24 protein-coding genes are annotated in these 23,207 nt (G+C 72.7%); 18 read left to right on the top strand and 6 right to left on the bottom strand.

What is annotated here, in order from left to right; translation table 11 throughout:
* Positions 1–121: 121 nt before the first annotated feature.
* Both ACZ6BB_RS28105 and ACZ6BB_RS28100 read left to right on the top strand, forming a co-directional pair.
* Positions 122–799: a response regulator gene (locus ACZ6BB_RS28105; protein WP_471617929.1), complete on the top strand. Its 678-nt coding sequence runs from the start codon at positions 122–124 to the stop codon at positions 797–799.
* Positions 796–1,917, top strand: coding sequence for a sensor histidine kinase (locus ACZ6BB_RS28100; protein WP_471617928.1), 1,122 nt, complete (start codon positions 796–798; stop codon positions 1,915–1,917). The genes ACZ6BB_RS28105 and ACZ6BB_RS28100 overlap by 4 nt, the downstream gene beginning before the upstream one ends.
* A 503-nt stretch (positions 1,918–2,420) precedes the next feature.
* On the opposite strand, the gene ACZ6BB_RS28095 is transcribed toward ACZ6BB_RS28100, so the two are convergent.
* Entirely contained in the window at positions 2,421–2,921 is a 501-nt protein-coding gene (locus tag ACZ6BB_RS28095) for a response regulator transcription factor (RefSeq protein WP_471618114.1), read from the bottom strand.
* Between the two features lie 257 nt (positions 2,922–3,178).
* Here ACZ6BB_RS28095 and ACZ6BB_RS28090 point away from each other — a divergent pair, with 257 nt between their 5' ends.
* The 10 genes from ACZ6BB_RS28090 (at position 3,179) to ACZ6BB_RS28045 (ending at position 13,293) form a co-directional block, all read left to right on the top strand.
* A complete protein-coding gene (locus tag ACZ6BB_RS28090) occupies positions 3,179–3,862 on the top strand; it encodes a response regulator (protein WP_471617927.1) in 684 nt (227 codons plus the stop codon).
* A 99-nt stretch (positions 3,863–3,961) separates the two neighbouring features.
* Positions 3,962–5,296 (top strand): sensor histidine kinase, encoded by a 1,335-nt coding sequence (locus tag ACZ6BB_RS28085; RefSeq protein WP_471617926.1) that lies wholly within the window; start codon positions 3,962–3,964, stop codon positions 5,294–5,296.
* A gap of 287 nt (positions 5,297–5,583) precedes the next feature.
* Positions 5,584–7,014 carry a phytoene desaturase family protein gene (locus ACZ6BB_RS28080; RefSeq protein ID WP_471617925.1) on the top strand — a complete coding sequence of 477 codons (1,431 nt, stop codon included), beginning with the start codon at positions 5,584–5,586 and terminating at the stop codon, positions 7,012–7,014.
* A 235-nt stretch (positions 7,015–7,249) separates the two neighbouring features.
* A complete protein-coding gene (locus ACZ6BB_RS28075; RefSeq protein ID WP_471617924.1) occupies positions 7,250–7,516 on the top strand; it encodes a hypothetical protein in 267 nt (88 codons plus the stop codon).
* 116 nt (positions 7,517–7,632) lie between these two features.
* A complete protein-coding gene (locus tag ACZ6BB_RS28070; RefSeq protein ID WP_471617923.1) occupies positions 7,633–9,552 on the top strand; it encodes an alpha/beta fold hydrolase in 1,920 nt (639 codons plus the stop codon).
* Positions 9,549–10,169, top strand: a complete 621-nt coding sequence (locus tag ACZ6BB_RS28065) for a hypothetical protein (protein WP_471617922.1) — start codon at positions 9,549–9,551, stop codon at positions 10,167–10,169. The genes ACZ6BB_RS28070 and ACZ6BB_RS28065 overlap by 4 nt, the downstream gene beginning before the upstream one ends.
* A gap of 2 nt (positions 10,170–10,171) precedes the next feature.
* Positions 10,172–10,297 (top strand): hypothetical protein, encoded by a 126-nt coding sequence (locus tag ACZ6BB_RS28060; protein WP_257034935.1) that lies wholly within the window; start codon positions 10,172–10,174, stop codon positions 10,295–10,297.
* Positions 10,298–10,336: 39 nt separating this feature from the next.
* Positions 10,337–12,229, top strand: a complete 1,893-nt coding sequence (locus ACZ6BB_RS28055) for an ABC transporter ATP-binding protein (protein ID WP_471617921.1) — start codon at positions 10,337–10,339, stop codon at positions 12,227–12,229.
* Between the two features lie 69 nt (positions 12,230–12,298).
* Entirely contained in the window at positions 12,299–12,490 is a 192-nt protein-coding gene (locus tag ACZ6BB_RS28050; protein WP_471617920.1) for a hypothetical protein, read from the top strand.
* Positions 12,487–13,293: a class I SAM-dependent methyltransferase gene (locus ACZ6BB_RS28045; RefSeq protein ID WP_471617919.1), complete on the top strand. Its 807-nt coding sequence runs from the start codon at positions 12,487–12,489 to the stop codon at positions 13,291–13,293. The genes ACZ6BB_RS28050 and ACZ6BB_RS28045 overlap by 4 nt, the downstream gene beginning before the upstream one ends.
* A gap of 45 nt (positions 13,294–13,338) precedes the next feature.
* Here ACZ6BB_RS28045 and ACZ6BB_RS28040 read toward each other — a convergent pair whose 3' ends face one another.
* Complete coding sequence (locus ACZ6BB_RS28040) at positions 13,339–13,734, bottom strand: GNAT family N-acetyltransferase (RefSeq protein WP_471617918.1); 396 nt, start codon at positions 13,732–13,734, stop codon at positions 13,339–13,341.
* Positions 13,735–13,882: 148 nt separating this feature from the next.
* Here ACZ6BB_RS28040 and ACZ6BB_RS28035 point away from each other — a divergent pair, with 148 nt between their 5' ends.
* The 4 genes from ACZ6BB_RS28035 (at position 13,883) to ACZ6BB_RS28020 (ending at position 16,609) form a co-directional block, all read left to right on the top strand.
* On the top strand, positions 13,883–14,233 hold the full coding sequence (locus tag ACZ6BB_RS28035) for a S24 family peptidase (RefSeq protein WP_471617917.1): 351 nt from the start codon (positions 13,883–13,885) through the stop codon (positions 14,231–14,233).
* Between the two features lie 283 nt (positions 14,234–14,516).
* Positions 14,517–15,509 (top strand): dihydroxyacetone kinase subunit DhaK, encoded by a 993-nt coding sequence (gene dhaK, locus ACZ6BB_RS28030; protein WP_471617916.1) that lies wholly within the window; start codon positions 14,517–14,519, stop codon positions 15,507–15,509.
* Positions 15,510–15,588: 79 nt separating this feature from the next.
* Complete coding sequence (dhaL, locus tag ACZ6BB_RS28025) at positions 15,589–16,206, top strand: dihydroxyacetone kinase subunit DhaL (RefSeq protein ID WP_471617915.1); 618 nt, start codon at positions 15,589–15,591, stop codon at positions 16,204–16,206.
* The gene (locus tag ACZ6BB_RS28020) at positions 16,199–16,609 is read left to right on the top strand and encodes a PTS-dependent dihydroxyacetone kinase phosphotransferase subunit DhaM (protein WP_471617914.1); all 411 of its coding nucleotides are present in this window, start codon (positions 16,199–16,201) and stop codon (positions 16,607–16,609) included. Before dhaL ends, ACZ6BB_RS28020 begins: the two co-directional genes overlap by 8 nt.
* Before the next feature lie 69 nt (positions 16,610–16,678).
* On the opposite strand, the gene ACZ6BB_RS28015 is transcribed toward ACZ6BB_RS28020, so the two are convergent.
* Positions 16,679–17,407: a glycoside hydrolase family 75 protein gene (locus ACZ6BB_RS28015; RefSeq protein ID WP_471618113.1), complete on the bottom strand. Its 729-nt coding sequence runs from the start codon at positions 17,405–17,407 to the stop codon at positions 16,679–16,681.
* Positions 17,408–17,835: 428 nt separating this feature from the next.
* On the opposite strand from ACZ6BB_RS28015, the gene ACZ6BB_RS28010 reads away from it, so the two are divergent.
* Together ACZ6BB_RS28010 and ACZ6BB_RS28005 are read left to right on the top strand one after the other, a co-directional pair.
* On the top strand, positions 17,836–18,948 hold the full coding sequence (locus ACZ6BB_RS28010) for a fibronectin type III domain-containing protein (protein WP_471618112.1): 1,113 nt from the start codon (positions 17,836–17,838) through the stop codon (positions 18,946–18,948).
* A gap of 70 nt (positions 18,949–19,018) precedes the next feature.
* Entirely contained in the window at positions 19,019–19,555 is a 537-nt protein-coding gene (locus ACZ6BB_RS28005; RefSeq protein ID WP_471617913.1) for a hypothetical protein, read from the top strand.
* Between the two features lie 64 nt (positions 19,556–19,619).
* Here the strand turns inward: ACZ6BB_RS28005 and ACZ6BB_RS28000 are convergent, their stop codons facing one another.
* The 3 genes from ACZ6BB_RS28000 to ACZ6BB_RS27990 form a co-directional block, all read right to left on the bottom strand.
* Complete coding sequence (locus ACZ6BB_RS28000) at positions 19,620–20,198, bottom strand: PadR family transcriptional regulator (protein WP_471617912.1); 579 nt, start codon at positions 20,196–20,198, stop codon at positions 19,620–19,622.
* 60 nt (positions 20,199–20,258) lie between these two features.
* Positions 20,259–22,274: an oxidoreductase gene (locus ACZ6BB_RS27995; protein ID WP_471617911.1), complete on the bottom strand. Its 2,016-nt coding sequence runs from the start codon at positions 22,272–22,274 to the stop codon at positions 20,259–20,261.
* A gap of 129 nt (positions 22,275–22,403) precedes the next feature.
* Complete coding sequence (locus ACZ6BB_RS27990; protein WP_471617910.1) at positions 22,404–23,180, bottom strand: putative protein N(5)-glutamine methyltransferase; 777 nt, start codon at positions 23,178–23,180, stop codon at positions 22,404–22,406.
* Between the last annotated feature and the right edge of the window lie 27 nt (positions 23,181–23,207).

Genomic DNA, 23,207 nt, shown 5'->3' with positions numbered 1-23,207 from the left:
GCCGGAGTCACCCCCGCCAGGTGACCGGAAACCGGGAGAAAAGGGAACCTGCCGACGGGTCCCGGACGTCGTAGGGGTTCGGAACGAGTCCAGTGGTGGTCCGAGGGCGAGCGGAGCACAGGTGATCCGGGTACTGGTGGTCGACGACGAAGCCCTGATCCGCACGGGCTTCGAGCACATCCTCAACTCCGCGGACGACATCGTCGTGGTGGCGGCGGTCCCCGGCGGCCGCGCGGTCCACGCCGTACGGGAACTGCGCCCCGACGTCGTCCTGCTGGACATCCGCATGCCGGACGTGGACGGACTCACCGTCCTCGGCGAACTCCGCCGGCTCCCCCGTCCCCCCGTGGTGGCCATGCTCACCACCTTCGACATGGACGAGTACGTGGCCGCCGCCCTGCGCTCCGGGGCCGCCGGGTTCCTCCTCAAGGACACCGATCCGGAACAACTGCCGTACCTGGTACGCACGTTGGCGGCGGGCGGCGTCGTACTGTCGTCGCGGGTGACCCGCACCGTCGTGGACGGCTATCTGGACAACGGCCCCCGGCGGGCAGCCGTCCGGCTCGCTGAGCGGCTCACCGAACGCGAGCGGGCCGTCCTCGTCCTCATCGCCGAGGGGCTGTCCAACACCGACATCGGCGACCGGATGCATCTGAGCACCGGGACGGTCAAGGACCATGTGAGCGCCCTCCTCACCAAGTTGGAGGTGAGCAGCCGGGTACAGGCGGCGCTGCTGGCCGAGCGCGCGGGTCTGCTCAGGCCGTCGCGTGCCGTCGACGCTGAAGGGAACGCCGGATGAGGCACCCCGCCCGCACCCCGCACGGACCCGCCATGGACGTCGTGCTCGTCGCGGCCTCGCTGCTGGACGTGTGGATCCACGACGTGGGTCCCCATGACCCCCGGGAACTGGCCGCCGCCCTGCTCGCGACCCTGGCACTGGCCGTGCGCCGCAGACTGCCGCTGCCGGTCTTCCTGCTCACCCTGCCGACCGCCCTCTTCACGGACGCCGTGTTCGCCACGCTGGTGGCGCTGTACACCCTCGCCTCCCGCACCCATCACCGGATTCCGCTGGCCGTGTGCGCGCTGGCGTTCACCGTCTGCGACCTCACCTGGTGGTCGTGGCCGTCACCGGAGTTCACCGACCTCGACGACCGCCAGGCCCTCATCCTCCTGTCCTACAGCGTGGCTCAGGCGACCGCGCCCGTCTTCCTCGGGCAGCTCGTCCAGGCCCGCCGGGAGCTGTCCCTGCGGCTCGTCGAGGTCTCCGAGGCGCGTGAGCACGAGCGGCTGCTGATCGCGCAGGGCGTTCTGGCGAAGGAACGCGCCCAGCTCGCCCGCGAGATGCACGACGCGGTCTCCCACCAGGTCAGCCTGATCGCCGTGCGCGCCGGGGCCCTCCAGGTCGGCAGCCGGGACCCGGAGGCCAAGGAGGCAGCGGCCACGATCCGGCTGCTCGGCGTGCAGACCCTGGACGAACTGCGGCACATGGTCGGCGTACTGCGCGCCTCCGGGAGCCGTCCCACCGAACTGACCCCGCAGCCCTCCCTCGCCGACCTCGACCGGCTCGTCACCGGCAGCGGCATCGACACCGACCTGCGGACGGACCTGCCCGCCGACCTGCCGCCACCGGTACAGCGCGCCGTCTACCGCACCGTCCAGGAGGCACTGACCAACATCCGCAAACACGCCCCCGGCGCCACGGCCACCATCCGCGTCCTCCAGCGGCAGGGCACCCTGCACGCCACCGTCACCAACGGCGCGCCCAGCCGCCCGGCCCTCTCCCTCCCGGGCGCCCACCACGGCCTCGTCGGCCTGCGCCAGCGAGCCGAACTCCTCGGCGGAACGGTCACGTCCAGGCACCTGCGGGACGGAGGCTACGAACTGCGTCTGGAACTGCCCGTGGACGGCTCTCGCTGAGCCGCCCCGCGGCCGGTCCCCGCCAGATCCGGCCCCTCGTCGCGTCCGGCCGGTGTCACGGTCGCAGGACAGGCTGTCGATCTCCACCGCGTCTGCCATGGCCTGCGTGCCGGTGTCGTCGGGGTGCGGGGATCGCCGTTGTCGAAGAACGGCAGGGTCCGCTCGTGGTCGCAGGGGCCGGGATCGCCGTCGCCGGCCGCCGGCCATCGGCCATCGGCCATCGACCATCGAGACCGGCATCGGCCTGCATCGGTCTGCTTCAGCCGTCGATCACCGTCGGCACCGGCGATCACGTCACCGCCACATGCCCCCGGCTGCTCCAGCCGGCGTGAGGGTGCGCCGGTCGCCCGGGGGGCGGGGGGGGCCGTGGGGCCGTGGCCGTGGGGCCGTGGCCACGGCCGTGGCCACGGCAGCAAGAAATACTCCTACGGCCGCCACGGCACCGCGGCCGACCCGCACGGCCGCCGGGCCGGAGCGGCACGCCCGGCCCGGCCCGTCGACGGCTACGCGATACCCACGGGCCGAGCCCGGACTCCGTTCCGCCCCGTCAAGCGGAACGTTTCATCGAGTCGATCGGGGCGTCCCGGGCGCCCTGCGCGATCCGGACGGTCCATCCGGTCCCCGCAGTCCATCCGGTTCGCCCTGTCCAACCTGTCGGCCCCGTCCAATCCGTCCGTCCTGGCCCACCGGTCCCACCGATCCGACGGATCCGGCCGACCCGTCCGATCCGACCGGTCGTCCCGCTCGCCCACGTCGTCCCTCTCCCCGCGGTCGGCCCTCTCCGACCGGTCCGTCCGTAGCGCCAGGATTCCCGCACGCAAGGCCGTGACGATGAGATGCGTGCGGTTCTTCGCGCGCAACTTCTCCCGGATGCTGCGCATATGAGAGGCCACCGTGCGGGGTGAGATCGACAGCCGCCGGGACATGTCCGCGTCCGACATACCGTGGGCGGCCAGCAGGAGGATCTCCAGTTCCCGGGCGCTGAGCCGACTGTCGCTGTGCATTGCCATGGGGTGCCTGCCTTGTTCGGAGGGGGTCGAGGACCCGTAGGTCGTCCGCCTGGTGCGCTGTGACTCTCCCGTGACATCCGGTCCCCGGGCATCGACCGTTCGACCGATACCCGGCAGTAGACATCGGCCGATCGGCCCGTCCTGCCGCCGGAGCACCTCTTTCGCCGGGAATAGGCCAACTACACTGTTCTGCCAGGCAATTGGGCCCAGCTGCTTCCACGGACGGCCGGACCGGACACCTGATCCGTGGCATGCTCGGCCACGTGAGCGACACCCCCACACGCGTGATGATCGCCGACGATCAGGACCTGGTCCGGGCCGGCTTCCGTCTCATCCTGGACGCCCAGGAGGGCATCGAGGTGATCGGAGAGGCCGCCGACGGGCTCGCGTGCGTGGAGCTGGCGCGCGCGCTGCGGCCGGACGTGTGCCTGGTGGACGTCCGGATGCCGAAGCTGGACGGACTGGAGGTGACCCGGCTGCTCGCCGGGCCGGGCGCGACGCACCCGACGCAGGTCGTGGTGGTCACCAGCTTCGACCAGGACGACTACCTCAATGTGGCGCTGCGCAACGGCGCGTGCGGTTTCCTGCTGAAGGACGCCGCGCCCGCGCTACTGATCGAGGCGGTACGGGCGGCGGCGCGGGGCGACGCGCTGGTCTCCCCCGGCGTCACGGTCCGGCTGCTGCGGCTGCTGGAGGAGCGTGCGTCGGCCGACACCGGCGGGGTGCCCGAATCCGCGCTCAGCGCACGGGAGTTGGATGTCGCCCGGCTTGTCGCGGTGGGCCGCACCAACCAGGAGATCAGCGACGAGCTGTGCCTGTCCTTGTCCACGGTGAAGACGCATCTGGGCCACATCCACCACAAGCTCGGCGTGCGCAACCGGGTCGAGGTGGCCGCGTGGGCCTGGGCCAACGGGACGGTGCGGACGGAGCGTTGAGGGAGATGTCGCGTTCCTCCTGTGGATGACCTGTGTCCCTCCCCACAGATCGGCGCTCCGCCTGCCGGGCAGGCATGTGCATGCCTAGCCTCCGGTTACATGACAACCTCGTCGCTCGCGGCACTTTCGGCACAGGCGACCCGGCCGCACCACGGCCCGCCCCGCTTACCCGTGCGGCGGTTGAAGCACTACGCCTTGTACCCGGCGCTGGGCGCCCTGTGGGTCCTGGACGTGGTCGTCATCGGGGTCCATCAGCGCAGCCCCGTCGACTGGCTGCCGCTGGTGACCGGGCCCGTCGCCCTGGCCCTGGTGATCGTGCCGTCACCGCGGCTGAGCACCGAGTGGCGGGCGGGGATCTCCGCGGCCGCCTCCACGGCGGTGACGCTGGGCACCTGCCTGACGGGGTCGGACCTTCCCCAGTGGGGACTGTTGGAGACGGCATGCATGCTGGTTCTGCTGGTTCGCATCTGCCGCAACGTCCGCCGACCCGGCACCGTCCTCGCCCTGGCCACCGCGTTGGGGGCCAGCATCATCGACGAACCCCTGCGCACCGGGGGGACGGGCATCACCCTGACCTATCCCTTCCTGCTGACGTTCACGGTCGGCGGGGCCGTCGGAACCGGCTGCTACCTGCGCACGCTGGACGCCCGCAGGCGCCGTACGATCTCCGCCGTACGGCTCGCCGAGCGAATCCAACTCGCCCGCGAACTCCACGACTTCGTCGCCCACCACGTGACGGGCATCATCGCGCAGGCCCACGCCGCCGGTGTGATCCACGAGAGCGCGCCGCATCAGGTCGGCCCCATCCTGGGCAACATCGCCGAGGCCGGACAGCGGACCATGGACTCCATGCGCCGTCTGATCAGCGTGCTGCGCGAGGACGGTGAGCAGGGTGCCATCGAGCGCCCCGAGGCTCCCTACGCCGAACTCGCCAAACTGGTCTCGGCCTTCAGCGGCCAGGGAGACGGTTCGTCCGCCCAGCTGGAGGTCACCGGGGTCGCCCGCGAGAGCACGCTGCTGCCCGAGGTGGGCTGCGCGGTCCACCGTGTGGTGCAGGAGGCGCTGACCAACGTGCGGCGGCACGCGCCGGGCTCCCGGGCGACCGTACGCGTCCAGCGCACGCGTGGCGATCTGCTCCGGGTCGACGTCTACAACGGGGCCCCCGAGGGCCGGGTCTCCCGTCCCACCGGAGGCCGTGGCGGCTACGGCCTGATCGGGCTGCGCGAGCGGGTCGAGGCCGTCGGCGGCTCTCTGACGGCGGGGCCGGCCGACGACGGCGGCTGGTGGCTCATCGCCCATTTCCCGGTCCTCGCGGACGCCCCGGCCGCGTGCACGGAGAAGTCCGCAGCGGCGCTCCGGCGGCCGGCCGGCCGTCACGCCAAGCCGAACGCACACGCGGAACCGGAGCCGGACATGAGTTGGGACGCGGGATAGGCGTTCCCGGGACACGCGGACGCGACGCGGCGGCGAATTAGGCAATTCTGCGCATCGCGCCGGGCCGGTGGACGCATTAATGTCGGAGGAGCCAAAGGCGCCGGGACGTACTTCCCTCGTCCCGCAGAGCAGTGAACCGGCCCGGACCGGGCCCTTTCGAGGGCCCGCTCCTTCCTTTTCCCGCCCTCCGTGCCGCGTCTTTCGGCGGACCAGTGACCATCGGCGGGAAAGCACAGGAAACCCGCGGACGCACAGCACGCGGGAAACTCGAAGGACGCGGGGGACATATGACTACGGCCGTCGTGGTGGGCAGCGGTCCGAACGGTCTCGCGGCCGCCGTGCACCTCGCCCGCGAGGGTGTCGAGGTCACCGTCCTGGAGGCCGCCGGCACCATCGGCGGCGGCACCCGCACCAGCGAGCTGACCCCGGGCCTCCTGCACGACCACTGCTCCGCCACCCACCCGATGGCCGTGGGTTCGCCGTTCCTGCGCAGTCTCGACCTGGGGCGTCACGGGCTGACCTGGCGCCTGCCGGACATCGACTGCGCGCATCCGCTGGACTCCGGCGCGGCCGGAGTCCTGCACCGGTCGGTGCAGGAGACGGCGGACGGTCTCGGCGGGGCCGACGGACGCCGGTGGCGGCGGGTGTTCGGACCGCTGGCGAACGGCTTCGACGCGCTGGCCGAGGACCTCATGCGGCCGCTCACCCATGTGCCGCGCCATCCGCTGCGTCTGGCGGCCTTCGGACCGCAGGCGCTGCTGCCGGCCGCCGTGACGGCCCGGCTGTGGCGGTCCCCGGCCGCACGGGCACTCTTCGGCGGAGTGGCCGCACACGCCTTCCGCCCGTTCCACCGGCCGGCGAGCGCCGCCGTCGGTCTGACGATCATCGCGGCGGGCCACCGGCACGGCTGGCCGGTGGCGGCGGGCGGTTCCCGGGCGATCGGAGACGCGCTCGCGGCGCGGCTCACGGAGTTCGGCGGACGGATCGAGACCGGTGTGCGGGTGCGTACGCCGGCCGATCTGCCCCCGGCCGACGTGGTGCTCTTCGACCTTGCCCCCCGCGCGGTGGCCGACATCCTGGGCGACCGGTTGCCGCGGCGGGTCGCGCGCGCCTACCGCCGCTTCCGCCACGGTCCCGGGGCCTTCAAGGCCGACTTCGCGGTCGAGGGCGGCGTCCCGTGGACCAGCGAGGCGGCCCGCCGGGCGGGCACCGTCCACCTCGGCGGGACGTTCGAGGAGATCGCCCACACCGAGCGGATGATCCACGCCGGACGCATGCCGGAGCGGCCCTTCGTCCTGGTCGGCCAGCAGTACCTGGCGGATCCGAGCCGTTCGAAGGGCGACCTCCACCCGGTCTGGACCTACGCCCATGTCCCGCACGGCTACGACGGCGACGCGACCGAGGCGATCATCGGGCAGATCGAGCGGTTCGCCCCCGGCTTCCGTGAGCGCGTCCTCGACATGGCCGTCCGCCCGCCGGCCGCGTTCGAGACCTACAACCCGAACTACGTCGGCGGGGACATCGTCACCGGGGCCAACACCGCACTGCAGCTGGCGATGCGCCCCCGTGTGGCGCTCGACCCGTACCGCACGGGGGTCCCCGGCATGTACCTCTGCTCCGCCGCCTCGCCGCCGGGCGCCGGCGCCCACGGCATGTGCGGCGCGAACGCCGCCGCGTCGGCCCTGCGGTACCTCGGGCGGCGACGCCGCGGGGGATGAGACGCGGGAGAGCATCCGAAAGGGCCCGGACCGATTCGGTCCGGGCCCTTTCGGATGCCTGGTCGAGGCCTTTTCCGCACCTCGCGAAATCTGCATCCCGATGCGGCAGGCACCCCCGCTCAACAATAGGCATTTTTATCGATGCGCAGGCGGTCGGCGAGAACCTATTGTTTTCTCCAGAAGGGCACCGGAAGAAAAGAACTTCCGAAGCCCCGAACGCGAGAGGACAAAATAAATGAGCAGCATCGAGAACGCGCTGAACAGCGTGGAAATCCCCGTCGAGGGTGTCGTCTACGTCGCCGCTCGCCCGACCCTGGGCACCCCGCGGATCGCCCGGATCGGCCGGATCGCCCAGGCGGCCGAGGGATTCGGCGCCGTCGCGGCGGCCGGCACCGCCGCGGTCGGTGTCGCCCAGGCGGCCGAGGCCAACCAGCTGGCGGCGGAGGCCAACGCCCAGAACCAGGCCGCCCTCGCCGCGGCCGGTGGCGTTCCCGCCTCCTGACGCCCGGCAGTGAACGCATAAGGAACCCGCTGTCGGACCAGAGGGCTGTTCTGGTCCGGCAGCGGGTTCCTCCGCACGCGAAAAACGTGCTCAAAAGTACCAGGAAAAGAGGTTCCATGAAACTCGTCCGAAGGATCAATTCCGCCGTGCCGGGCCGGGTCGCCTCCGCGGTGTTCAGCCCGATACCGGTGGGCCGGGACCGTGCGCTGGGCCTGTCGGAGCGGCTGGCCGCCGCGACGAGCCTCACCTCGTCCCTCGAATACCTCACCCAGCGCCACGAGATGGGCAAGGGGGGCATGAACGACTGGGAGATCGCCAGGGACAGTTTCGCGCACGCGAACCCGCTGGTGCGCCGGCTGATCGACATCGCCAGCGGGCCGCGGACCACGACGGCCCTGCACGTGACGCGCGCCGCGGTCGCCTCCGCCATGCTGCTGCCGGGCAGGTCGACCTGGCGCGGGGCGGGCAGCCTCTTCCTCGGCGCGACCTCCGCCCTGCTCGGCCCCCGCCAGCACTACGGCAGCGACGGCGCCGACCAGGTGGCGACCCTCGTACAACTCGCCACCGGCGGCGCCCGTCTGGTGCCCTCGCCGGCCGCCAAGGACGCCCTCCTGTGGTACGTCGCCCTGCAGTCCAACCTCTCCTACCTGGTCTCCGGCTGGGTCAAGCTGCTGGGCCCCGACTGGCGCGACGGCTCCGCCCTGCCCGGCGTGATGCGCACCCACACCTACGGCCACCAGGGCATGCACACCTGGATCCAGAACAATCCCAGGGCCGCCAAGCTGCTCGCCCACAGCGTGCTGGCGCTGGAGTGCCTCTTCCCGCTCGCCTATCTCAAGGGGGGCCGGCTGACCCGGCCCGTCCTCGCGAGCGCCGCCGCGTTCCACCTGGCCAACGGCTACTTCATGGGGCTCGGCAGGTTCGCGACCGCGTTCCCCGCGATGCACCCCCTGATCGCCTACACCGCGGCTCCCCGCACGCACCCCGCCGTCGCGGGACGCGACGACCGCGCTCTGCCCGCCGCGCTCACCGCGCTCGCGGGGGCCGCGGCGGCCGCGGCCGTCACCGCCGTCCAGCGGCGCATGCGTGCCACCGAGGGCTGGCGGACCTCCCGTGTGCTGACGACCCGTCACGGCAACCGGCTCCAGTACGAGGAGATGGCGGCGGGCGACACCGACCGGCCGGTCTTCGTGCTGGCCGCCGGCCTGCTGTCCACCAGCGAGCACTACGCCTGGATCAGCGAGCGCCTGTCCTACGAGACCACGTACGGCGTCATCACCTACGCCCGCGCCGGATACGCCGGAAGCCGCCGCCGGGCGGTCACCGCCTACCGGCTCACGGAGTCCGTCGACGACCTCGTCGACCTGGTGAACGGGGCCGTGGCACCGCACCGCAAGGTGATCCTGGTGGGCCACTCGATCGGCGGAGAGCTCGCCCGCCGTGCCGTGCGGCAGCTCGGCGACCGCGTGCACGGCGTCGTGTACCTCGACTCCTCCCACCCGGACCAGTTCAACCGCTCCGCCCAGCAGCGGGTGACCGGTGCCGGCCTCGGCAGCTCCTTCGCGTCCATGAGCCGCGCACTGCGCCTGGGCACCGGGGCCCTGCTGGCCCGCCCGTGGTGGATCAGGGAACTGCCCGCCGCCTACCACGACAAGGTCTTCGCCCAGTACGGGGACGCGCGGATGTGGTACGCGGCCCGCCGCGAATGGGCGGCGCTGCAGGAGGACTTCAAGACGTTCTCCGGACCGCTCGACCGGATCGACGGCGTGCCCGCCCTGGTGATCTCCGCCCAGCGGACCGTGGACCGCGACCCCGAGCAACTGCTGATGCACCGTGAACTCGCCGAGGCGCACCGCCGGGCTCCCAGCGAGACGGTGGTCGTCGAGGGTGCGGGACACGACTCCCTGCTGATCAACAGCCGCTACGCCCACCAGGTCACCGACCGTGTCCTCGCGTTCTTCCGGGGCGTCGAGGACAAGGCCCGGGCGCCCCGGCCGACCCGGTCCGTCACGCTCGACAAGGAGACCGCGCGATGAGCAGCCCCCGACGTCTCCCGTCGCGCAACCCGTTCACCGGCGAGGGCGCGGCCTGGCGGATCGCCGGCGCCGCCATGCTGGTCGTCACCGTCGCCGGCCAGCACCCCTTCGAGCAGTTCACCCGGTTCCGTGCCAAGGACGTGCTGTCGCTGATACCGAACTGGCGGTTCTTCGCCCCCAACCCCTGTATGCACGACAGCCACTTCCTGTACCGCACGGTGGACGCGGACGGCAACGCCTCGGCGTGGCAGGACGCGTTCGCGACGGAGACCCGCAAGCCCCAGCACATCGTGTGGTTCCCGACCCGCCGCGCGGACAAGGGGATCGTCGACGCGTGCGCCGACATCCTGCCGACCCTGGAGTTCGGCGGCTTCGAGGGCGCCGCACGCACGCCCGGGTACCGGATAGTCACCGAGCACCTGCGCGTCCTCATCAGGTCCCGGGGGCCCGTGCCCGAGGACGTCCGCGGCTTCCAGTTCGCCTTGGCCAAGGACACCGGCTACGACACGCGCCACCGTCCCTCGCTGCTGTTCGTCTCCCCGTTCGTTCCCCTGGACCCGCAGGCCCCGGGCACCCCGCTGACGCGGGCCCCGGCCAAGACCCCCGCAAAGGTGTGACCATGGACAACGCGACCCCCTTCATCCTCCTCGGCATCCTGATCTTCGCGGTCGGCCTGCTCAAGGCGGGCCTGCGGCTGGCCAAGGCCCGCTCGGAATCGGACGAGGACGGCAGGGAGCACGAGTGAACCGGGTCCGGGCGGCCACCGCGGGGCCGGGGGCGCGCGATGAGTGACCGTCCGGCCGGCCGGGGGCGGCACATCCGCCCGCAGGACCCGCCGGTGAACCCGGCGAAGGAGGGCGGGCCCGCTGCCGGGCGGCGCGCCGCGCACCGGGCGGTGCCCCAGCTCAACCTGCATCTGCTGTGGGGCGAGGGGGCCAAGCCCTGGCGGGCCATGGGCCGGCACCGCCGTCTGGTCCTGCTCGGCATCTTGCTCGGCCTGCTGGGGGCCGCGACGTCCCTGGCCCAGCCCGCGGTCATCGGCCAACTGGTCGGCGCCGTCGACGAGGGACGCTCGCTGACCGGCCCGATCATGGTGGGCGCGGCCCTGTTCATCGCCGACGCCACCCTCGGCGCGCTCCACTCGTACGTCATCGGGCTGGCCGGGGAGAACATCGTCTACGACATCCGCAGGACCCTGGCCTCGCGGCTGCTGCGCTCCCGGTTCAGGGCGTACAGCGGCCTGCAGCAGGGCGATGTGTTCTCCCGGATGGTCAGCGACACCTTGCTCGCCCGCTCCACGATGACGCACGCGATCGACAGCATCCTCAACAACAGCTTCCTGGTCGTCGGCGGCATCGTCCTGATGGCCTACATCGACACCGTGCTGCTCGCCGCCACCCTGGCCTGCCTCGGCGTCACCAGCGTCGTCTCGCTCTATCTGGCGCGCGGCGTGCGGAAGGTGTCGCTGCTCAACCAGACCGACCTGGGCACCTTCGGCACCGCCCTGCTGAGGGTGCTGGGGGCGATGCCCACCGTGAAGGCGTCCCGGGCCGAGGACCGGGAGGCCGAGGGGATCGCGGCCATCGCCCGGCGGGCCCGGAAGTCGGGGATCAAGCTGACGGTGATGTCGTCGCTGCTCGACCCGACCATGAGCATCGGCACCCAGCTCGCCCTGACGGTCGTCATCGGTCTGGGCGCGGCCCGCACCGCGACCGGGGCGATGCCCACCGCCGACCTGACGGCGTTCATCCTCTACCTGTTCTATCTGGTGGCGCCGTTGCTGACGCTGTTCGAGTCGATCGCGCAGTTCCAGATCGGCAGGGCGTCGGTGGAACGGCTCGCGGAACTCGGCAAGATCGAGGTCGAGACCGACCCGGACAGCAGCCGGCCGGCGGAACAGCCGCGTGGCGCCCGCGCGTTCGGGCGCGGGTACGAACCCGGACTCGCCTTCGACGGCGTCCGGTTCTCCTATCCGGGGAGCGACAAGCTCGTCCTCGACGGGGTCTCCTTCACCGTCCCGGCCGAGGGGCTGACCGCCGTCGTCGGCCCCTCCGGCGGCGGCAAATCCACCGTCTTCCAGCTGATCGAGCGGCTCTTCGACCCGGTTGCCGGCGCGATCCGCATCGACGGCACGGACATCACCGACCTGCCCCTCAACCAGCTGCGGTCCATCGTCGGCTACGTCGACCAGGACCACACCCTGCTGCGCGGCACCATCCGGGAGAACCTCACCTACAGCGCGCCGGACGCCGACGACAAGGACATCGCCGAGGCGCTGCGCATGGCCAACCTGACCGAGGTGATCGCCGCGCTGCCGCATGGCCTCGACACTCCGCTCGGCGACCGCGGCGCCGGCCTGTCGGGCGGTCAGCGTCAACGCCTCGCCATCGCCCGTACGTTGCTGCAGGCGCCCCGCTTCCTGCTGCTGGACGAGGCCACCGCGAACCTCGACACCGAATCGGAGAACGCGCTGCGCGACAGCATCGCGATGATCTCCGGCTTCTGCGCGGTCATCGCCATCGCCCACCGCCTGTCCACGGTCACCGAGGCCCGGCAGATCGTCGTGCTCGACCGGGGGCGGGTGCACGCCGTGGGCACGCACGACGAACTCCACCGGCACAGCGAGCTGTACCGCCGGCTCGCCCGGCTCCAGGAACTCAGCGACCTGGCGTCCTGAGCCGGTGAGGACCGGCGGCACCACCGGATCCACCCCGACAGGAGAAAGACATCCCGACAGGAGAAGTCCATGAACGACTTTCTGCTCATCCCGTCCGTGGTAGCCCTCGGCATCGTCGGCTTCCTCATCGCCACCCGGGCCGTCAGTGCCCCCGCCGTCATCGGCGTCGCCCTCGTGGTGCTGTGGGGCGCCTGCTCCCAGGCCAGAGGCACCGTCCATCCGAGGCACACCCCGTCCAAGAAGCGGAGGCAGCACCCATGAGCACCACCACGACGTCCCCTGCGCCCGGCACCACGTCGAGCGGCATCGTCGAGGACATCGGCTACGGCCGGCAGTTCGGCGACTGGTACCACCGGCTGTTCCCCGACGACGCCTCGGTGGTCGACGAGGTGGAGCGCCTGGTCCTCCTGCATCCCGATCCGGGCCTGGGCACCGTCGAGTTCGGTGTCGGAACCGGCCGGATAGCACTCCCGCTGTCGCGCCGCGTCGGACCGGTCACCGGGGTCGACTCCTCCCCGGAGATGCTCGACGTGCTCCGCCGAGACCTGGCCGACGACACCCCCGTCGAGCCCGTGCACGGCGACATCTGCGTCTACACCGCCGAGCGGACCGTGGGGCTCGTGTACTGCGTCTGCGCGACCCTGTCGATGCTGCTGACGCCCGAGGAGCAGCAGCTGGCGGTGCGTCGCGCGGCCGAACTGCTGGCCCCCGGCGGCAGGCTGGTGATCGAGACCCACAACAAGCCGGCCATCATCGCCCTGCACGAGGGCAGCGCCCGCGCCACGTACTTCTCGCCCTATCCGGAGCCGGGCACCGGTCTGCAGAGCCACTCCGTCCTGCTGCCGCAGGGGTCGCTGTGGCACCTGTCCCACGTCTGGTACGAGGCCGACGGCACCACCCGCGTCGGCACCGAGGTCTCCCGGCTGACCGACCCGGACGAGATGGACGCCTACGCCCGCGCCGCCGGGCTCGTCCCCGAGAGCCGCTTCGGCGACTGGCCGGCCGACGCGGCCCCGTACTCCCCGGACTCCCCGCTGGCCATCTGCACCTACGTCAAACCCTGACCCCCACGGGCCGGGAAGGGGGCCGGGACCCGTCCCGGCCCCCTGTCAGAGTGCGATCAGACCGGCCGCCGTCTCCTTGAAGCCGCAGGCGTCGACGTAGAACGGCCGCAGGTGCTCCTCGAAGTCGACGTGCAGCCACTGGCACTCCGCGGCACGGGCTCCCTGGGCGGCGGCCTCGATCAGCGCGACGCCGACACCGCTGCCACGACGGTGCGCCGCGACCACCGTGTCCAGGACGAAGGCGTGCACGCCACCGTCCCAGACGACATTGACGAAGCCGATCAGCGCTCCGTCCTCCCACGCGCAGACCCAGCCGAGACTGTGCCGTTCCAGTCGCCCCCGCCAGTCGGTCGCGGTCACCGGATGGCCGAAGCCGTCCGCGTGCAGCGCGTCGAGCGCCGCGTTGTCGAAGTGGCCCCGCCACTCGTACGAGATCGTCACGCGCCGATCGTAGGGGCGTGGGGCGAAGGCTCCGCGCGTCCCCCCGCAAACGGCCGTCGGCCGACCGCCGACCGCCGACCGCCGACCGCCGACCGCCGCGAAACCTTATTCGGTGGGGCGGTGGAGGGGAATCTGCCACGATCGTCGCATGGGTGCCTTGGACATGGTGGCGGAGAGGGTCGCGGCCGGGGCGACCGTGACGCTCCGGCCCAGCGGCTCCTCGATGGTCCCGCTGATACGCAGTCGGCAGCTGGTGGCCGTCGCTCCCGTGGACCCGGCGAAGGTCGAGGCCGGGGACATCGTCCTCGCGCGCGTCGCCGGGACGGTCTACCTGCACCTGGTGTCGTCCGTGGACCACGCCAGGAAGCGGGTGCAGATCAGCAACACCCGCGGCCACGTCAACGGCTGGACCGGCCACGGGCGGGTCTTCGGCATCTGCCTCGCCGTCGACGGAGCGGCCCGCCCGCGGACGGCGGGCAAGACACGGCCGAGCGGATGAGGCACGGGATCCCGGACGCCGGTGCGGAGGCGCTCCGCGGGACGGCTCAGGTCCGGTAGCCGGCCGAAGCCGAGGGCCCTCCGCTGTCCGTCGTCAGCCGGCTCCCGCCGAGGCCGAGGCCGTTGCCGCTCGCCGCGGGCGCGGGGGGTGCCGCCGCGCGCAGTCTCCGCCACACCACGGACCGCCGGAGGGGTCAGGCACGTGACCTTCGCTGCCGCAAGGTCGATACTTCCCCTCAGACACAGGTCAGCGGCTCCTCTACCAACGTCTACAGGAGGCACCCATGAAAATGCTCATCAACGTCGCGGAGAGCGTTGTCGCGGACGCGTTGCGGGGCATGGCGGCCGCGCACCCGGAGTTGACCGTGGACGTGGAGAACCGGGTGGTGGTGCGGCGGGACGCTCCGGTGGCCGGGAAGGTGGGGCTGGTTTCCGGGGGCGGCTCGGGACACGAGCCGTTGCACGGTGGTTTCGTGGGGCCGGGGATGCTGTCGGCCGCCTGTCCCGGTGAGGTGTTCACCTCGCCCGTCCCGGACCAGATGGTGCGGGCGGCTGCCGCCGTGGACAGCGGGGCCGGAGTGCTGTTCATCGTGAAGAACTACACCGGCGACGTCCTCAACTTCGACATGGCGGCCGAACTCGCCGAGGACGACGGCATCCGGATCGCCAAGGTGCTCGTCGACGACGACGTGGCCGTCACCGACAGCCTCTACACCGCCGGGCGGCGCGGCACGGGCGCGACCCTGTTCGTGGAGAAGATCGCGGGGGCCGCCGCCGAGGAGGGGCAGCCGCTGGCGCGGGTCGAGGCGCTGGCCCGGCAGGTCAACGAGAACTCCCGCAGTTTCGGGGTGGCCCTCAGCGCCTGCTCCACTCCGGCCAAGGGCAGCCCCACCTTCGATCTCCCCGCCGGAGAGCTGGAGTTGGGCGTGGGCATCCACGGGGAGCCGGGGCGTGAGCGGCGCGCGATGATGACCTCGCGCGAGATCGCCGACTTCGCGGTGAACGCGATCCTCGACGACATGAGCCCGCGCAACCCGGTACTGCTCCTGGTCAACGGCATGGGCGCCACTCCGCTGCTGGAGCTGTACGGCTTCAACGCGGAGGTACAGCGCGTGCTCGTCGAACGCGGGGTGCCCGTGGCCCGCACCCTGGTCGGCAACTACGTCACCTCGCTCGACATGGCCGGCGCCTCGGTGACGCTGTGCCAGGTCGACGAGGAGCTGCTGCGGCTGTACGACGCGCCGGTGAGGACACCGGGGCTGCGCTGGGGCGTGTGAGGGATTGGGGGCCGCCACGCCCAGGCTACGGCCCCGTGCCTCACCGTCGGTCAACTCACGTACCACGCAAGGAGATTCCGTGCTCGACGCCGACTTCTTCCGTCGTTGGATGACGGCCACCGCGGCCTCGGTGGACCGTGAGGCCGAGCGGCTCACGGCGCTCGACTCGCCGATCGGGGACGCCGACCACGGCAGCAACCTGCGCCGCGGGTTCACCGCCGTGGTGGCGGTCCTGGAGAAGGACGCGCCCGACACGCCGGGCGCCGTCCTCGTGCTCGCCGGACGGCAGCTGATCTCGACCGTCGGCGGCGCCTCCGGCCCGCTGTACGGCACCCTGCTGCGCCGCACCGGCAAGGCGCTCGGTGAGGCGGGCGAGGTGAGCGAGGCCCAGCTGACGGACGCGCTGCGGGCCGGGGTCGACGCGGTGCGGGCGCTGGGCGGTGCCGCGCCGGGCGACAAGACCATGATCGACGCGCTGGTCCCGGCGGTCGACGCGCTCGCCGAGTCGTTCGGCGCGGCGCGCGCCGCCGCCGAGGCGGGGGCGACGGCGACCACGCCGTTGCAGGCTCGCAAGGGCCGGGCCAGCTATCTGGGTGAACGGAGCATCGGCCATCAGGACCCCGGTGCCACGTCCGCCGCACTGCTGATCGCCGCGCTCGCCGCCACGGCGGGGGCCCCGGAGGCCACCGATGTCTGACACCGGGCCGGTCGGCATCGTGCTGGTGTCGCACAGCGCCGCCGTCGCCGCCTCGGTCGCCGAGCTGGCGCAGGGGCTGGCCGGCGCGGGTGGCGCCGTGCCGGTCGCGCCGGCCGGCGGCACCGAGGACGGCGGCCTGGGCACCAGCGCCGAGCGCATCTCGACGGCGGCCGCCTCCGTCGACCGGGGCTCGGGTGTCGCGGTCCTCGTCGATCTCGGGAGCGCGGTGCTCACCGTGAAGGCCCTGCTCGCCGAGGGCGACGAGCTTCCCTCGGACACCCTGCTGGTCGACGCCCCGTTCGTCGAGGGCGCGGTCGCCGCCGTCGTGACGGCCTCGACGGGCGCGGACCTCGCGGCGGTGGCGGCCGCGGCCTCGGAGGCGTACGCGTACCGGAAGCAGTGAACCTCCGGGGAACCCGGCACACGGCCCGGGGCCTGTCACCGCTCGGTGGCGGGCCCCGGGCCGTGCCGGTCAGCTCGCGGCCCCGCCCCGCATCACCGCGCCCCTGCGCGACGCCGGTCCTCCGACCCACGCCCGCGCCAGCTCCTCCCCCAGTCGCACCGCCGCGCCGTGGTCCTCGATCGGCGTGACCCTGGAGTCCTCGAAGAGGATGTAGGTGACGCCGGACGCGGTGCCTCCGCTGCGCGGGTCGGGGCGGATGCCGAGGGCCTTCGCCGTGGCGTACGAGGCCTCGCCGATGATGTTCCGGGGCCCGGTGTCACCGACGACGGCGTACTGGACGCGGTCCTTGTACACGACTGCGGCGACCGAACCGCCCTTGATGCCGTGGACCCGGTGGTCCCAGATCCGGCTCGCGACGGGGACGACGACGAAGGGCAGGCTCTCGGAGCGCAGGTACCGGCCGTCGGACTGGAGGAACGACGTGGTCGGCTGGAACCACGGGTCGGTGTCCCTGTTGCAGTGCGGGCTCGGCCTGCCGTCGCAGTCGATGTCCATGTCGGCCTTCCAGAACACCGCGCCGTCGACACCGCACACCGGGATGTCTGCGGGGGTGCTCGCGTCACTTCTGTAGAGCCCCTCGGACACCCGGACACAGCCACGCGCCCTGGCCAGCAGCCGGGCGGCGGTCACCTCGCCCTCCCGGTGCACGGGACGCTGCGGGTGGGCCAGGGCGGGCAGGGCCACGGGGGCCAGCAGGACGGCGCCGACGGCGGCCAGCGTCAACGAGCGGAGACGCACGATGAGGACCCTCTCCTGGGGGACATGACGGGCACTCACCCAAAGGTGGTGGGGGTCGGAGAGGACGGCCACCGGGAGGGGGCCGGACGGGCCACGGTTCGCCGTGGGCGGGTGCGCGGCCGAGGGCCCGGGCCCCGATTCGGCCCCGGCCGCTCGGCCGCTCTCGTCGGCGCGGGATCGGCGACGACAGCGGCCCGCGCCGTACGACGCGAACGGGCCTGGAGATCAGGCGAGTTCACACCGTGTCAGGTCACCAGCATACGTATCCCTCGGCCGTGCCGTGCACCGCGCCTCGGTCGGCGGCGCGGGACCCGGGCGGCGGTCGGCCCGTTTCGCACCCGCCTCTTGATGTGGCCGTGTCAGTCATGTCATACATGAGTCAGGTACAGACCAATCCCGTCGCGCTCGACGACCGAGGGGGCAGGATCGTGCGACGCGTTCCCGGGCCGGCACCCGCCCTGGCGCCGCTGAAACTCTGCGGCTCACTGCTCTGCGGCTCACTGCTCCTCGTGTCGGGCTGTGCGATCGAGGAGGCCCCCGGCCGGCGCCCGCCGCCGGCCCCGCCCGGCGTCACCGCCGAGGCGGGCAGCGCCACCAGCGTGCACGTCATGTGGAACCGGGCGCCCGGCGACGCGCACGTGGCCGGGTACGTGGTGTACCGGGGCCGCACCGAGGTGAAGGACGTGCCGGGCGGCGCGCACATGGCCGACATCACCCGGCTCCGGCCCTCCACCAGCTACGTGTTCACGGTCCGGGCCCGCGATGCCGCCGGGGACCTCGGCCCGCCCAGTGCGCAGGTCCGGGCCACGACGCCCGCCGCCGGGACGGCGGACCGCCTCTCCCCGACCCGTCCCGGGCGCCTCGACGGCAGAACGGTCGGGAGCGGGGCGGTACAGCTGTCCTGGGGACCGTCGACGGACGACCGTGCCGTGGTGTCGTACGACATCCTCCAGGGCGGTTCGAAGATCCACAGCGTGGGAGGGCGGCAGACGGCGGCCGTGGTCACGGGCCTGCGGCCCGGCACCCGGTACTCCTTCACCGTGCGGGCGCGGGACGCGGCGGACAACCTCTCTCCCGTGAGCCGGACGGTGCGGCTCACCACCGCGCCGGGGGCGGACGACGGGCGGGGCACCGCGCCCACCGGGTTCCGCGCCGGCACCCGCCGGGCCGACGGGGCGTACTCCATCGAGCTGTCGTGGCGGCCGCCGCGCGTCGACGGTGTGATCACGGAGTACGAGATCCAGCTCGACGGACGTCCGGCGACCACACTCGTCTGGGGCGGGACCCCTCCCCGGGGCCGGGCCGCCCACAGCTTCTACGCGGGCCGGGAGTCCGGCGTGTCGTACCGGGTGCGGATCCGCGCGAAACTCCCGGACGGGACCTGGGGCGGATTCTCACCGGAACGCACGGTGACCACCGGCGACCGAGCCGGGCCGACCGCCACGGGTGTGCGCGCCGGGTCCCCCGCTCGGCGGAACGCGTCACCTGCCCGGGGGCCGTCCGGGTGCGCACCGGGCGGGCGGCGCGTTGGCTCACCCTGAGGCAGCACGGTTCTCCCGATCCTCGGCGGCGCAAGGGACGTGCCGTCACCGTGCCGCTGGAGGGCAGACCATGCGTACGTCTCAGCTACTCCTCCGCTTCGGCCCGACCGCGGCCGCCGCGGTGCTGCCGATCGCCCTGACCACACCGTCGGCCGCCGCCGCCCCCACCGGCATCTCGGTGAGCACCACGGGATCCTCGGTCACCGTCACCACCGACGACTGCCCCGACAGCACCAACGGCACCTTCGGTACCGCCTCGCTGCTCTCCAGCGGGCAGGCGAACTTCTCCCAGGGGCGCCAGGCGACCCTCACCGGCACGAGCGGCAACCAGTCCGCCTCCTGGGCGAACGTGGGCCCCGGCACCTACACCGTGATCGCGGTGTGCAAGGACGGGACCACGGCGGGGACCCAGTCCGTCATCGTCACCGCCGCCACCCCCGCCATCTCCACCACGGCCTCGCCCGCACGGGGCGTCATGGGCGGCGTCGGCGGCGCGACCCGGGAGTACGGCACCGTCACCCTCGTCGGCGGTGGGGCGCTGGTGGCCCTGGGCACGGGTGCCGCCGTCTGGTACCTGCGCCGCCGGGCCAAGCCGCACCGTCTCTGACCGCCGGGCGGGCGCTCGCCCGGTTTCCCGGGTGGGCCCTCGCGCCGACAGGACGGGCAGCCGCCTACGCGCGCCCCGCGCCGTCTCCGCCGGCGTCGCCGACGGCCGCCGGCAGTGTCTCGAACTCCTCCAGCGCGTCGGTCAGCCACTGGGTCCAGAAGGTCTGCAGGTCGATGCCCGCCCGCAGGATCAGATGCTGAAGCCGGTCCTGGGTCGTGTCCCGGCCGGGCCCGAAGTCCCGCCTCTCGATCTCCTCGTACTCCGCCAACTGCCGCTGATGCAGCGCGAGATGGCGCCGCAGATCGTCCTGGAGACCGGCCGTGCCGACCACGGCCGCCGCGCGCAGCCGGACGAAGAGCGCGTCACGCCACGGCTTGGGGTCCTGGGGTGCGGCGGTCCAGCGGGCCAGTTCGTCGCGGCCCGCCGGCAGGACCTCGTAGCTCTTCTTCTGTCCTCGGGCGGGCCGTTCGGAGGGCAGGGCCCGGATGTGACCCTCGCCCTCCAGCCGTCCCAGCTCACGGTAGATCTGCTGGTGCGTCGCCGACCAGAAGTAGCCGATCGACCGGTCGAACCGCCGGGTCAGCTCAAGGCCCGACGACGGCTTCTCGAGCAGGGCGGTGAGGATCGCGTGCGGGAGTGACATGCGCTCATCCTAGGAAGGCCCGGGGTGCACGACCGTCCCGCGCACCCCGGGGAGGGGCGGCTACAGCGCCGCCGCCACCTCGGTCCCCTGGAGAATCGCCCGCTTGGCGTCCAGTTCGGCCGCGACGTCGGCACCGCCGACGAGGTGCGCGGAGCGCCCGGCCGCCACCAGGTCGTCGTACAGGTCGCGGCAGGGGTCCTGACCGGTGCACAGGACGACCGTGTCGACCTCCAGCACCTGGCGGACGCCGTCGACGGTGATGTGCAGGCCGGCGTCGTCGACCAGGTCGTACCGCACGCCGGGGACCATGGTGACGCCTCGGTGCTTCAGCTCGGTGCGGTGGATCCAGCCGGTGGTCTTGCCGAGTCCGGCGCCGACCTTGGAGGTCTTGCGCTGGAGGAGGTGCACCGAGCGCGGCGGGGCGGGCCGTTCGGGGGCGGCGAGGCCGCCGGGGGCGCGGTAGTCCATGTCGACGCCCCACTGCCGGAAGTACGCGGCCGGGTCCTCGCTCGTCTTCTCCCCGCCGTCGGTCAGGTACTCGGCGACGTCGAACCCGATACCGCCCGCGCCGAGGATCGCCACCCGGTCACCGACCGCGACGCCGTCGCGCAGGACGTCGAGGTAGCCGACGACCTTGGGGTGGTCGGCGCCGGGCAGTTCGGGGATGCGAGGGGTGACCCCGGTGGCGACGACGACCTCGTCGTAGGCCGTGAGGTCGCCGGCGGCGACCCGGGTGTCCAGGCGTACGTCGACGCCGTGTGCGTCGAGCTGGTGACGGAAGTAGCGCAGGGTCTCGTCGAACTCCTGCTTGCCGGGGACCTTGCGGGCGACGTTGAGCTGGCCGCCGATCTCGCCCGCGGCGTCGAACAGCGTGACGGCGTGGCCGCGTTCGGCCGCGCTCACGGCGCAGGCGAGGCCGGCCGGGCCCGCCCCGACGACGGCGACCCGCTTGCGCAGCCGGGTCGGGGAGAGCACGAGTTCCGTCTCGTGGCAGGCGCGCGGGTTGACCAGGCAGGAGGTGATCCTCCCGCTGAAGGTGTGGTCGAGGCAGGCCTGGTTGCAGCCGATGCAGGTGTTGATGGCCTCGGAACGGCCCTCGCGGGCCTTGTTGACGAAATCGGGGTCGGCGAGCATCGGGCGGGCCATGGACACCATGTCGGCGTGACCGTCCGCGAGCAACTCCTCGGCCAGTTCCGGGGTGTTGATGCGGTTGGTGGTGACGAGCGGGACGGAGACCTCGCCCATCAGCTTCTTCGTCACCCACGTGTACGCGCCGCGCGGCACCGAGGTCGCGATGGTGGGGATGCGGGCCTCGTGCCAGCCGATGCCGGTGTTGATGATGGTCGCCCCGGCCGCCTCGACGGCCTTCGCCAGCGTGACCACCTCCTCGAAGCTGGAGCCGCCGGGCACGAGGTCCAGCATCGACAGCCGGTAGACGACGATGAAGTCCTCGCCGACCGCTTCGCGCACCCGGCGCACGATCTCCACGGGGAAGCGCATCCGGTTCTCGTAGGAGCCGCCCCAGCGGTCGTCGCGGTGGTTGGTCCCGGCGGCGATGAACTCGTTGATCAGATAGCCCTCGGAGCCCATGATCTCGACGCCGTCGTACCCGGCCCGGCGGGCGAGGCGGGCCGCGTTCGCGTAGTCGTCGATCGTCTGGTCGACCTCGGCGTCGGTGAGCGCGTGGGGGACGAACGGGCTGATCGGGGCCTGCAGGGCGCTCGGGGCGACCAGGTCGCGGTGGTAGGCGTACCGCCCGAAGTGCAGGATCTGCATCGCGATCCGGCCGCCCTCGCGGTGTACGGCGTCGGTGATCAGGCGGTGCTCGTCCGCCTCGGCGTCGGTGGTGAGCTTGGCGCCGCCCTCGCCGGGCCGGCCGGCCTCGTTGGGCGCGATGCCGCCGGTGACGATGAGCCCCACTCCCCCGCGAGCCCGGGCCGCGTAGAACTCCGCCATGCGCTCGAAGCCGCGCTCGGCCTCCTCCAGGCCCACGTGCATGGAGCCCATGAGGACCCGGTTGGGGAGCGTGGTGAAGCCCAGGTCGAGCGGGCTCAGCAGGTGCGGGTAACGGCTCATGGGGCCCTCCGTGCGTGGCGTCGTCAGCATGGTTGTAGACGACGCCACGCCGTTTGTGCAACTAGTTGCACAACGGGTGAGGGCAAGGCCACATCCGGCGCGGGAGCCCTGAGGGAGCCCTGCGGTGCCTCAGGGCCTGGTGCCGAGCACCACGTGGGCGTACATCTCCCGCGAGACGGCGGTGTGCGCGGTCAGGCCGGAGCGGTGGAAGGCGTCGAGGGCGAGCGGCGCCTGGCGCGCGCTCGTCTCGACGAGCAGACAGCCGCCGGGGGCGAGCCACGCGGGGGCCTCGGCGGCGACCCTGCGCAGGACGTCGAGGCCGTCCGTGCCGCCGTCCAGGGCGACCAGGGGTTCATGGTCGCGGGCCTCGCCCGGCAGGAACGGGACCTCACCGGTCGGGACGTAGGGGACGTTCGCCGCGAGGATGTCGACGCGGCCCCGCAGGCGGTCCGGCAGCGCCGCGAAGAGGTCGCCCTCATGGACGTGGCCGCCGTGCGGGGCGAGGTTGCGGCGGGCGCAGCCGACCGCCACCGGGTCGATGTCGGCGGCGTGGAGTTCGGCGCCGTCGAGCCGCGCGGCCAGGGCGGCGCCCACCGCGCCGGAGCCGCAGCACAGGTCGACGACGACCGAGGCACCGGGGACGGCGGCGAGGGCCCGCTCGACGAGGAACTCGGTGCGGCGGCGGGGGACGAAGACGCCGGGTTCCACGGTGATGCGCAGACCCGCGAACTCGGCCCAGCCGAGGACGAGTTCGAGGGGGAGGCCGGCGACCCGGCGGTCGACCATGGCGGCGGCCTCGTCCGCGGAACGGGCGGTGGCGAGGAGCAACTCCGCCTCGTCCTCGGCGAAGACGCAACCGGCGGCGCGCAGGGCCGTGACGACGGAGGAGATCGAGACAAGTGGCATGACAGCCGAGAGCCTTTCGGTGGGCCG

Source organism: Streptomyces sp. NPDC041108 (assembly GCF_055592645.1).
The sequence above is the reverse complement of the archived record's forward strand: the minus strand, read 5'-3'. Positions and strand labels throughout refer to the sequence as shown.